The organism is Amycolatopsis sp. NPDC051071, from assembly GCF_040682875.1.
Lineage (GTDB): Bacteria > Actinomycetota > Actinomycetes > Mycobacteriales > Pseudonocardiaceae > Amycolatopsis.
This window is the reverse complement of record NZ_JBFBBY010000230.1, coordinates 1-9,814: the sequence shown is the minus strand read 5'-3', so window position 1 is coordinate 9,814 and position 9,814 is coordinate 1. Positions and strand designations below refer to the sequence as shown.

At 67.7% G+C, this 9,814-nt stretch carries 14 protein-coding genes; 10 read left to right on the top strand and 4 right to left on the bottom strand.

Annotation, left to right across the window (positions count from 1 at the left end; all coding sequences use genetic code 11):
• Window positions 1–245 precede the first annotated feature (245 nt).
• Window positions 246–746, bottom strand: a complete 501-nt coding sequence (locus AB0M65_RS38050) for a CGNR zinc finger domain-containing protein (protein WP_364039473.1) — start codon at window positions 744–746, stop codon at window positions 246–248.
• Window positions 747–805: 59 nt separating this feature from the next.
• Here AB0M65_RS38050 and AB0M65_RS38045 point away from each other — a divergent pair, with 59 nt between their 5' ends.
• From AB0M65_RS38045 to AB0M65_RS38035, 3 genes are read left to right on the top strand one after another with little or no spacing between them, the layout of a single operon-like run.
• On the top strand, window positions 806–1,174 hold the full coding sequence (locus tag AB0M65_RS38045; RefSeq protein ID WP_364039470.1) for a VOC family protein: 369 nt from the start codon (window positions 806–808) through the stop codon (window positions 1,172–1,174).
• Window positions 1,175–1,207: 33 nt separating this feature from the next.
• Window positions 1,208–1,579: a zf-TFIIB domain-containing protein gene (locus tag AB0M65_RS38040; RefSeq protein ID WP_364039467.1), complete on the top strand. Its 372-nt coding sequence runs from the start codon at window positions 1,208–1,210 to the stop codon at window positions 1,577–1,579.
• A gap of 2 nt (window positions 1,580–1,581) precedes the next feature.
• Window positions 1,582–2,217: an AAA family ATPase gene (locus AB0M65_RS38035; protein ID WP_364039464.1), complete on the top strand. Its 636-nt coding sequence runs from the start codon at window positions 1,582–1,584 to the stop codon at window positions 2,215–2,217.
• Here AB0M65_RS38035 and AB0M65_RS38030 read toward each other — a convergent pair.
• Entirely contained in the window at window positions 2,206–3,336 is a 1,131-nt protein-coding gene (locus AB0M65_RS38030; protein WP_364039461.1) for a methyltransferase domain-containing protein, read from the bottom strand. The genes AB0M65_RS38035 and AB0M65_RS38030 overlap by 12 nt on opposite strands.
• Before the next feature lie 108 nt (window positions 3,337–3,444).
• Between AB0M65_RS38030 and AB0M65_RS38025 the strand changes: the two genes are divergently transcribed.
• The 4 genes from AB0M65_RS38025 to AB0M65_RS38010 all read left to right on the top strand — a co-directional run bounded on the left by AB0M65_RS38025 (window position 3,445) and on the right by AB0M65_RS38010 (window position 5,571).
• Window positions 3,445–3,900: a helix-turn-helix transcriptional regulator gene (locus AB0M65_RS38025; protein WP_364039458.1), complete on the top strand. Its 456-nt coding sequence runs from the start codon at window positions 3,445–3,447 to the stop codon at window positions 3,898–3,900.
• Window positions 3,897–4,577 (top strand): hypothetical protein, encoded by a 681-nt coding sequence (locus AB0M65_RS38020; protein WP_364039455.1) that lies wholly within the window; start codon window positions 3,897–3,899, stop codon window positions 4,575–4,577. Before AB0M65_RS38025 ends, AB0M65_RS38020 begins: the two co-directional genes overlap by 4 nt.
• A gap of 84 nt (window positions 4,578–4,661) precedes the next feature.
• The gene (locus tag AB0M65_RS38015; RefSeq protein WP_364039452.1) at window positions 4,662–4,955 is read left to right on the top strand and encodes a DUF2516 family protein; all 294 of its coding nucleotides are present in this window, start codon (window positions 4,662–4,664) and stop codon (window positions 4,953–4,955) included.
• A 58-nt stretch (window positions 4,956–5,013) separates the two neighbouring features.
• Window positions 5,014–5,571, top strand: a complete 558-nt coding sequence (locus AB0M65_RS38010; protein WP_364039449.1) for a YbaK/EbsC family protein — start codon at window positions 5,014–5,016, stop codon at window positions 5,569–5,571.
• A gap of 28 nt (window positions 5,572–5,599) precedes the next feature.
• Here AB0M65_RS38010 and AB0M65_RS38005 read toward each other — a convergent pair whose 3' ends face one another.
• Window positions 5,600–6,298: an ABC transporter permease subunit gene (locus AB0M65_RS38005; RefSeq protein ID WP_364039446.1), complete on the bottom strand. Its 699-nt coding sequence runs from the start codon at window positions 6,296–6,298 to the stop codon at window positions 5,600–5,602.
• Entirely contained in the window at window positions 6,295–6,981 is a 687-nt protein-coding gene (locus AB0M65_RS38000) for an ABC transporter permease (protein ID WP_364039476.1), read from the bottom strand. Before AB0M65_RS38000 ends, AB0M65_RS38005 begins: the two co-directional genes overlap by 4 nt.
• A 151-nt stretch (window positions 6,982–7,132) precedes the next feature.
• Here AB0M65_RS38000 and AB0M65_RS37995 point away from each other — a divergent pair, with 151 nt between their 5' ends.
• The 3 genes from AB0M65_RS37995 to AB0M65_RS37985 all read left to right on the top strand — a co-directional run bounded on the left by AB0M65_RS37995 (window position 7,133) and on the right by AB0M65_RS37985 (window position 9,739).
• Window positions 7,133–8,050 (top strand): ABC transporter substrate-binding protein, encoded by a 918-nt coding sequence (locus tag AB0M65_RS37995; protein ID WP_364039443.1) that lies wholly within the window; start codon window positions 7,133–7,135, stop codon window positions 8,048–8,050.
• 150 nt (window positions 8,051–8,200) lie between these two features.
• On the top strand, window positions 8,201–8,635 hold the full coding sequence (locus AB0M65_RS37990; RefSeq protein ID WP_364039440.1) for an SRPBCC family protein: 435 nt from the start codon (window positions 8,201–8,203) through the stop codon (window positions 8,633–8,635).
• A 105-nt stretch (window positions 8,636–8,740) separates the two neighbouring features.
• Window positions 8,741–9,739: an NADP-dependent oxidoreductase gene (locus AB0M65_RS37985; protein WP_364039437.1), complete on the top strand. Its 999-nt coding sequence runs from the start codon at window positions 8,741–8,743 to the stop codon at window positions 9,737–9,739.
• Window positions 9,740–9,814 lie beyond the last annotated feature (75 nt).

The following is a 9,814-nucleotide window of genomic DNA, read 5'->3' as shown; positions in this document are numbered from 1 at the left end:
CTCCCCGACGCTCTGCCGAGCTCTCGACCTTCACACCTTCCCCAGTACATGAAGGCCCCCTTCCTTGCGCCTAGCGCAAGCAAGGGGGCCTTCATGTACTTCCGGTGGGCACGGGCGGCGCCGGAACGCGGTGTGGCCGTCCGCGACCCCGGGGTCATCTCGCAACCGCCGCCGCAACCGCCGCCGCAACCGCCGCCCGTCAGGTCACACCTTCCTCAAGTACATGAAGGGGCCCTTCCTGTACTTCAGGTCGCCACGTCCGCCGTCCGTGCCCGCCACGCCCGCGCCTTCTCCCGGTTCCCGCACGACCGCATCGAGCACCACGTCCGCGACCGGTTGCGCGACTCGTCGTAGAACGCCCACAGGCAGTCGTCCGCCGGGCAGATCTTGAGCCGGATCCACTCGCCACGCACGGTCAGCCGGATCGAGGCCGCCATCACCGCTTCGCACACCGATTCCGCGACCAGGAGCGGGCCTTCCGGGCCGAGGACGACCTCCGCCGGCGCGCGCAGGCCGAGCCGGGGCAGCCGCGGATCGCCGATCGCCGAGCGCAGTGCGTCCCGGGTTTCGCGCGCGGCCGCGGGGGTATCCGCGCGTAACCGGTGATCACGGGCCCAGTGTTGCCAGGTCTCCAGCTCGTCCAGGAGGTCGGCGCCGCGTTCGACGTTCACCGTGTTCAAAAACTCGACCACCAGGAGCGCGTCGGTGTTCACCTCGCCCAGTGTACGGGCGAGACCGGTTGTCATCGGCTGCGATAACCCGCATACTTGGTTCACTGGTTACTCGATCTTCTGGAGGCTGAACCATGGGTGCGGTACCCACCTTCGGCGCGGTGGCGCTCGACTGCCCGGACCCGGTCGCGTTGGCGGAGTTCTACCGCGAACTGCTCGACTGGGAGGCCGCGAAGGTCGCCGAAGACGGCCATTGGGTGACCCTGCGAAACCCGGAGGGCGGCGCGCGGCTCTCGTTCCAGCGTGTCCCCGACTACCGTCCGCCCGCGTGGCCGTCGGCGGAGAACCCGCAGCAGGCGCATCTCGATCTCGACGTCACCGACCTCGAAGCCGGTCACGAGCGCGCGCTGGCCATCGGCGCGAAGCTGCTCGACGACTCCCCGGAGGACTTCCGGGTGTACGCGGATCCGGCCGGGCATCCGTTTTGTCTGTGTGCCTGCTGACCTCGGACGCGAAAAATGCGTAATCTCTGATACGTGATTTGTCCGAAGTGCCAGAACCAGATGAAGACCGTCGACAAGAACGGTGTCCACATCGACCAGTGCCAGGGATGCCGCGGCATCTTCCTGGACAGGGGCGAGCTGGAAGCCATCGCCGGTGCCGAGAGCTCGTACTACGGGGGGCATCAGCCACCTCCGCCCTATCAGGGAGGTGGACACGCACCGGCGCCGCATTACGGCCGTCCGGACTCCCCGCGACCGCACCGCGGTGGGTACGCCGATTCGCCGAAGGGGTACCGGGGCGGCTACGCGGATTCGCCCAAGGGTTACCGAGGCCACTCCGATTCCCCGCACGCGTACGGCCACAAGCGTCGTAAGGGCGGCTTCCTCGAAGGCCTCTTCGACTGACCGTGGTCCTCGATCTCAAGATCTGCCCGGCCTGCGGTGATCGCGCCGAACGGCCACAAGTCGAGAGCGGGGGGCTGCTGGTGTGCGTGGAGTGCGCGCACCGGTGGCCGTTCCGTCGTCTCCCGCTGTTCGCGCTGACCGGGCCGAGCGGGGCAGGCAAGTCGACGGTCGGGCCGCGCCTGGCCGAGCGGCTCGGTGACCTCGCGCTCGTGGTCGAGCAGGACGTGCTGTGGACCGGGGCGTTGCGTGACGACGTCCCCGGCCATCCCGCGTTCCGGTCGACCTGGTTGCGGATGGCGGCGATGCTGCAGCAGAACGGGCGGCCGGTCGTGCTTTGCGGCACCGTCGCGCCACCCGAGTTCGAGCAGTTGCCCGAGCGGGTCTTCTTCTCCGACATCCACTACCTGGCGCTCGTCAGCGAGCCGGACGCGCTGCGCAAGCGCTTGCTGGCGCGGCCCGCTTGGCGTGAGTGGGACGAGGAGCGGATCGAGGAGATGCTGGAGTTCAACGAATGGCTGCGGGCCGAGGCGCCGTCGCTGTCCCCGCCGGTCGAACTGTTCGACACCACCCACGTGCCGGTGGACGACGCCGTCGACCGCGTCGAGAGGTGGGTGCGGGGCCTGGTCTCAAGGTCGTAGCGGCCAAGTCCGGCCTTCGGGGGAGTCCAGCCAGATCACCTGCTCGTCGCCGTCGACGCTGAGCCCGAACCGGTCACGCCACGGCTGGCCGAGTTCCAGCCATTCCTCCTGTGCGCGCTCGACGAGCTCCCAGAGCCGCCGCGGCCCGCCTTCCGCCACTTCGTAGTCACGACCTCGTTTCCGGTGCCGTACCCAGGAGCCGTCGGAGTGGACGAGCGCGGTGTTCTGGCCGTCCCGCAACGCCGAAACCCCGGGAAGCTGAAGCCCGGCGAAGAACTCGAAGCGGCTGCGGACTTCGGTGATGGCCCCCATCGGCAGCGGTGTCGGCCGCCATTCGCCTTGACCGTCCGGCGCCTTCGACGGCTTGAACCGGTGTGCGCGCAGCGGCATGAAGCGGCCGTCCCTGGCGAGGACGCGGCCGTGTCCCGTCGCGCCCTCACCCGCGACGATCCGGACGAGGCCGCCGCCGATCGGCCGGTTCAGCGTGGTGACGATCAGCCCGCCCGGCACGGTCTGTTCCAGCCACGCGGGCGGGATCGACGACACCGAGCACGTACACAGCACCCGGTCGTAGAGCACGCCCGCTGGGAAGCCTTCGGCGCCGTCGGCGGCGGCGCACGACGGCGCGTACCCGGCTTCCGCGAGCCGCTTGCGCGCGGCGTCCACCAGTTCCGGGTCGATGTCCACTGTGTACACGAGCCCCGAGCCGAGCCGTTGGCACAGCAGGGCGGCGTTGTAACCGGTGCCCGTGCCGATCTCCAGCACTCGATGCCCGTCGGCGACCCGGAGCTCTTCGAGCATGATCGCCATGATCGAAGGCATGCTGGACGAACTCGTCGGCGTCCCCGGCTGCGCGCCGAGATAGCGTGCCCGCTCCCAGAGTTCCGAGTCGTCGTCGAGCTGCACGACCAGGACGTCGGGGGAGTAGACGCGTTCGAGCCAGCCGTCGTCACCGGTCTCCATCGCACCCCAGCCGTTCGCCGCCGGGACGAAGAAACGCGGCAGGAAGACGTGGCGGGGCACGGTGCGGAAGGCGGTCATCCAGCGCGCGTCGTGCAGCACGCCTTCGGCGAGCAGATGCTCGACGAGGCGCCGCCGTAGCCGCGTCGCACTCGACATCCCCCCACCGTAGCGGGTGAGCGCCAACACACCCGATGGTTGCAAGCAGAGTGCTTGCAATAGCTAGCACTCGCGCGTAGCGTTGAAGACGTCGCGAGGAGGTGACCGATGTCAGACACCAACCGGGATCAGGCCCCGTCGGGTGGACCGATGGAGAAGGTCGCGGACATCGCTTCCGACATCGGCGAGTACATCCGCCAGCAGCGCAGCACGGCGAAGATCTCCTTGCGGCAGCTGTCGAAACTCGCCGGCGTGTCCAATCCGTACCTGAGCCAGATCGAGCGCGGGGTCCGCAAACCCAGCGCGGAGATCCTGCAGCAGATCGCCAAGGGCCTGCGTATTTCGGCCGAGGCGCTCTACGTCCAAGCGGGAATCCTCGATCTGCCGACGGGCGGCCCGGTCGGCGACTCGATCCGCGCCGACACCGAGCTGACCGAACGGCAGAAGCAGGTCCTGCTCGACGTCTACGAATCGTTCCGCCGCGAGAACGCCGCCGCGAAACCCGAGCAGGCGGCACCAACGAAAACCGAAGACCCAGCCGCCGAATCCAAGGAGTCAGCATGACCACGGCCACGAACCCCAAGTCCGACCGCAAGACCTCCGCCCTCGACCAGGTGCGCACGCCGCTGCTCGCCGCGCTGGGCGCCGGGAACCTGGCGAGCCAGGCCGTCGTCGACGCCGTCGCCAAGGCCAAGGAAAAGGTCGCCGTCGGCAGCGAGGCCGCTCGCAAGAACATCGAAGAGATCCCGCACGACGTCGAGGGCCTCCGCGAGAAGCTCGACCCGGCCGAGCTGCGCAAGGTCATCGACGACTACACCGAGGCCGCGCTGAAGCTGTACAACAAGCTGGCCGAGTCCGGTGAGCAGGCGTGGGACAAGATCGCCGCGCAGCCGCAGGTCAAGAAGGCCATCGAGCAGCTCGAAGACGCGCTGACCACCGCGCAGGACCGCGTCGAGGGTGCGACCACCGACGCCCGCGAGCGCATCGACACCGTGCTCGGCAAGGTCACCAAGGGCACCCGCTCGGTCGGCGAGAAGACCGCCCGCAAGGTGACCGAGGTCGCCGGCGAGATCGCCGACGAGGTCGAGGAGATCGGCGACGACCTCGCGCACGAGACCCGCTCGGCTTCGCGCAAGGTCGCCAACAAGACCGCGCCGAAGACCACGCCCCCCGCGCGCCGCACCCCCACCAGCCCGGTCGCCAAGAAGCCGGCCACCGCGCCGAAGACGACCGAGAAGTAAGGTCCGCGTGAACTCAGGGCCCCTGGTACCGCGTCCGGTACCAGGGGCCCGGGTCATTCGCCCGGTTTGACGTAAGCTGACTTCGTGTTCGTTGCCAATTGGATTCTCATCGCCATCCACTGGGGCGGCGCACTGACCGGCCTCTTCGCGTTCGTCCACGCACTGCTGCAGCGGGCGGACGCGTATTCGGCCGCGGACCGCAAGACCAAGCCCATCTGGATGCTCATCACCGGCGGGTCCACCGCCGTGCTGACCCTTTTCCAGTTCTACGGCGGTGGCATGATCCTGTGGCTGCCCGCACTGGTCGCGGTCCTGGTCTACCTCGTGGACGTCCGGCCCAAGCTCATCGAGGTCCAGCGTGGTGGTCGCAACTGGTGATCAGGTCCAGCCACCACCCTCAACGGAGACGCCGCGCGTCGCGGTTACCGTTGACGGTGTGACTACCTGGACCATCGCCGGAAACCTCACCGTCGTCCCCGCTCCCTCGCGCACGGACCTGCTGGCCGAGCCCGTCGCCAAGACACTCGCCGCCCTCGCCGATCCCGATGCCGTCGGCGTCGCCGAGATCGACGCCGAACTCGCCGACACCGCGGCTTTCTGTGCCGCGTACGGCTCCCCGCTGTCGGCGTCCGCGAACTGCGTCGTCGTCGCGGGCAAGCGTGCCGGTGAAGTCCGGTTCGCCGCCGCGATGATCCTCGCCACCACCCGCGCCGACGTGAATGGCGTGATCAAGCGCCGCCTCGACGTGCGCAAGGCTTCCTTCGCCCCGATGGACGAGGCCGTTTCGCTCACCGGCATGGAGTACGGCGGCATCACGCCGGTCGGCCTGCCCGATGGCTGGCCGATCCTGATCGACCAGCGGGTCGCCGACGAATCCGAACTGGTCATCGGCAGCGGGATCCGCGGCAGCAAGCTGCTGATCTCGGGCTTGGCGCTCGCGTCCCTGCCCGGTGCCGAAGTGATCGACGGCCTCGCGCGTCCCGTCGAGTCGTGAGTGATTTGGGTCGTTAGAACGACCCAAATCACTCACGAGTCAAGAGCCCGCGCGGAGTCACCATCCGGGTGATGAGCGCGAACACCGCCTCGCACCCCAAAGCCAGTACGACGACGGCGATCCCGCCCGCCAGGATCTCGCCGTGGCCGGGATCCCCGAGCGCGAATCCGTCCACAATGTACCGTCCGAGCCCGCCGCCGTCGTTGACGATCGCGCCGATCGCGACGGTCGCCACCAGTTGCAGGAAGGCGACGCGAGCACCCGCGAGGATGACCGGTGACGCCAGCGGCAATTCCAGGCGCAGCATGATCTGCCACTCCCGGTAACCCGTTCCGCGTGCGGCGTCGATGGTCTCCTGCTCCAGCTGGATGACGCCGGCATAGGTGTTGGTGAACAGCGGCGGCAGTGCCAAGGCCACCAGCGCGAGCATCAGCGGCCAGAACGTCGTATCGACTTCGAGCCGGGAAGCCAGGAACCAGAACAGGATCACCAGCCCGAAGCTGGGGATCGCGCGGCCGACGTTCACCGCACTCGTCGCGAGAAACTGCGCGCGCCGATAGTGCGCCAGCCACAACGCGGGCGGAATCGTCAGCACGGCGGAAATCACCAGTGCCACCACCGAATACTGCAGATGCTCGACCGTCCGGTACGGAACGCCCGCCGGATCGGTCCAGCTCCACCGGTTCGGCTCGCCAAACCACTCGATGGTCTGGTCGATGATGCTCATCGCGACGCCGCCTTCCGCGACCACGGCGCGAGCGCGCGCCCACCGAGCCACAGCATCAGGTCCACCACTACGGCGAGCACTACCGAAAGTCCAACGCCGACGATGATCGACGTCGGATTCGGCGTCGTGGTCTGGATCCCGTTGCGGATGAAGTAGCCGAGCCCGCCCTTGCCGAGCATGGAAGTCACCGTCACGAGCCCGATCGTGGTCACCGCCGCGACCCGCAGGCCCGCGATCACCACCGGCAGCGCGAGCGGCAGTTCGACCTGCCACAGCAGTCGCGAGCGCGTGAAACCCATGCCGATCGCGGCTTCGCGGACTTCCTTGGGTACTTGTTCCACGCCGGTGACGATGTTGCGGATCAGGATCAGCAGCGTGTAAGTCGCCAACGGGATCACTGCTGTGGTGAAAGACGTCAGACCGGTGAAGGGCACCAGTACGGCGAAGGCGCCGAGACTCGGGATGACGTACAGCGAACCGGCGGTGCTCAGCGCGACGACGTAAAACCACCGGCGACGCAGAGAAACCACGGAAACACCGATCGATACCACCAGTCCGATGGCGAGCGCGGCCGCGGTCAGCGTGACATGCTCGCCGAGTCGTTCCAGTATCTCGTCGAAGTGGCGGTCCACCCACCGCCATTCGAAGAGCGGCCGCCCGCCTTGGGCGGGTACGGGGAACACGGAGGAGGCTCGCACCGGCCGACCTTACCCCGTTCGGATGGTTGTATTCCGTTCTCTGAGAGCACACGGGGCGGAACTCTCAAAATGTGGATTCTGTCGTTACCCGGAGATACTGTCCAATCCTCTGATCGAGTCATAGGAGTGTGTGCACGTGCGCTGGACACGGAATGTTCGAGTGGTCGCGGTGCTCGCCGCCGCCCTCGGTTTGGCCGCCTGCGGTGGTGGCGACAACGCGGCGGCGCCGGCCGCGCAGGGCAAGGGCGGGGCGCCGATCGTGGTCGCCTCCTTCAACTTCACCGACAGCCTGGTCCTCGCCGAGCTCTACGCGAACGCGCTGGAGGCCAAGGGCTACCCGATCACCCGCAAGCTGAACCTCGGTTCGCGCGAGCTGATCTACCCGGCGCTGAAGTCCGGCGAACTCCAGTTCATCCCGGAGTACCAGGGCGCGGCCATCACCACCGGCTTCGGCAAGGAGGCCGCGAAGGACGCGGCCGGTGAGCACGAGCAGCTCAAGAAGCTGTTCGAAGCCGACGGCGTCGGCCTGCTGGACTACTCGCCGGCGGAGGACAAGAACACCTACATCGTGAAGGCCGACCTCGCCAAGGAGAAGGGTCTCGCGAAGATCAGCGACCTGTCCAAGGTCGACAACGTCATCGTCGCGGGCGGGCCGGAGTGCGAGAAGCGGCTTCCCTGCTTCAAGGGCTTCACGGACGTCTACAAGCTGAAGGCCACCTTCCAGACCGTGCAGGAGGCAGGCCCCCGCGTCGAGCAGCTGCGGTCCGGCAAGGTCACCGTCATCCCGGTCGACTCGGTGAGCCCGCTCGTCGGCGACCCGCAGTTCGTGGCGCTGGAGGACGATCTCGCCATCGTGCCGACCGAGAACGTCGTGCCCGCGGTGAACAAGAAGGTCCTCGACGAGCGGGGCGCCGACTTCGCGGCCGTCCTCAACGCCGTGAGCAAGGCCCTCGACACCGTGCAGCTGCGTGAGCTGAACAAGCGCGTCGACTCGGACGGCGAGAAGCCGGCCGACGTCGCGAAGGACTGGCTGAAGGAGAAGTCCCTCATCTAGCTCACTCAAATGCGATGAACGGCCCGTTACTTGCCAATTTTGCAAGTAACGGGCCGTTCATCGCATTTGGGGACGGGGCCGCCCGTGCCGGTCACGCCGTCCGGTGGAATCGTGGGTGCTGTCGTTGCACACCGGGTGAAAGGGAGTGAGATGGGAAAGGTCACGGCCATCGCGGAGCGCACCATCGAGGCACCGGCCGACAAGGTCAGGGCGCTCGTCGCGGACTACGCCGAAACCCGCCCGAAGCTCCTGACGGAGCACTACCGCGACTACGAGGTCACCGAAGGCGGCGTCGGCGCGGGCACGAAGGCGAGCTGGAAGCTGCAGGCGACGTCGAAGCGCGTGCGTGACGTCGCGGCGACGGTCACCGAACCGTCCGAAGGCACCTTCGTCGAGACGGACGCGAACTCCAGCATGGTCACCACCTGGACCGTCCGCGAGGTGCCCGAGGGCAGTCTCGTCCGGATCGAAACGACTTGGGACGGCGCGGGCGGCGTCGGCGGCTTCTTCGAGAAGACCTTCGCGCCGGGTGGTCTCAAGCGGATCTACGAGGGCGTTCTCGGCAAACTCGTCGAGGTCGTGTAGTGCTCGCCACAATCGGAATGAGCGCCCCGGTTAGCTCGTTGTACCCGTCGTGAATACGGGGCGAACGCCCCGCTTGTCGTTCGCAACAGACTTGGAGTACCCCTCGTGAACGCAACCGAGATCCGGCTCGCCTCCCGTCCGCACGGTGTCCCGACGCTCGAGAACTTCGAGATCGCGGACGTCGAGATCCCGACTCCGGGCGAAGGCCAGCTCCTGGTCCGCAACCAGGTGCTGAGCGTGGACCCGTACATGCGCGGCCGCATGAGCAGTGCGAAGTCCTACGCCGAGCCGTACGAGGTCGGCAAGGTCATGCACGGTGGCGCCGTGGGTGAAGTGATCGAGTCCCGTGTGGACGGTTTCGAGCCGGGCGACCTCGTGCTGCACGGCCTCGGCTGGCGTTCGCACGCCGTCGTCGCCGCCAAGCACGCGGTGAAGGTCGACCCCGAAGCCGCGCCGATCTCGGCGTACCTCGGCGTCCTCGGCATGACCGGGCTCACCGCGTACGCCGGGCTGCTCGACGTCGCGGAGTTCAAGGAAGGCGACACCGTTTTCGTGTCCGGCGCTGCCGGTGCGGTCGGGTCGGTCGTCGGCCAGCTGGCGAAGCTGAAGGGCGCGAAGCGGGTCATCGGCAGCGCCGGTACCGACGAGAAGGTCAAGTGGCTGACCGACGAGCTCGGCTTCGACGCGGCGTTCAACTACAAGGACGCCCCGGTCATCGAGCAGCTGCGCGCGGCGGCACCCGAGGGCATCGACGTGTACTTCGACAACGTCGGCGGCGACCACCTCGAAGCGGCCATCGACTCGATCAACCTGCACGGCCGGATGGCGATCTGCGGGATGATCTCGGTCTACAACAACACCGAACCAGCCGCGGCGCCGCGTAACCTCGCGTCGATCATCGCGAAGCGGTTCACCATGCGCGGCATGCTGGTGGGTGACCACTTCGCGCTGCAGCCGCGGTTCGTCAAGGAGGTCGCGCCGCTGGTCGCCTCCGGCGAGCTCAAGTACTCCGAGACCATTGTGGACGGTATCCGCAACGCGCCGCAGGCCTTCCTCGACCTGCTGGGCGGCGCGAACACCGGCAAGATGCTGGTCCGCGTCTGAGCTTTCCCGCGAGAGGGGCGCCCACGCCCGCGGCGTGTCATGAGGGGTCCCCATAGGACAAATTTTGTCCTATGG

Bases quoted from the DNA above. Each gene is read 5' to 3' on its own strand.
- AB0M65_RS38030 (WP_364039461.1), bottom strand. From the start codon at position 3,336: ATGTCGAGTGCGACGCGGCTACGGCGGCGCCTCGTCGAGCATCTGCTC.
- AB0M65_RS38020 (WP_364039455.1), top strand. From the start codon at position 3,897: ATGACCACGGCCACGAACCCCAAGTCCGACCGCAAGACCTCCGCCCTC.
- AB0M65_RS38025 (WP_364039458.1), top strand. From the start codon at position 3,445: ATGTCAGACACCAACCGGGATCAGGCCCCGTCGGGTGGACCGATGGAG.
- AB0M65_RS38045 (WP_364039470.1), top strand. From the start codon at position 806: ATGGGTGCGGTACCCACCTTCGGCGCGGTGGCGCTCGACTGCCCGGAC.
- AB0M65_RS37990 (WP_364039440.1), top strand. From the start codon at position 8,201: ATGGGAAAGGTCACGGCCATCGCGGAGCGCACCATCGAGGCACCGGCC.
- AB0M65_RS38050 (WP_364039473.1), bottom strand. From the start codon at position 746: ATGACAACCGGTCTCGCCCGTACACTGGGCGAGGTGAACACCGACGCG.
- AB0M65_RS38005 (WP_364039446.1), bottom strand. From the start codon at position 6,298: ATGAGCATCATCGACCAGACCATCGAGTGGTTTGGCGAGCCGAACCGG.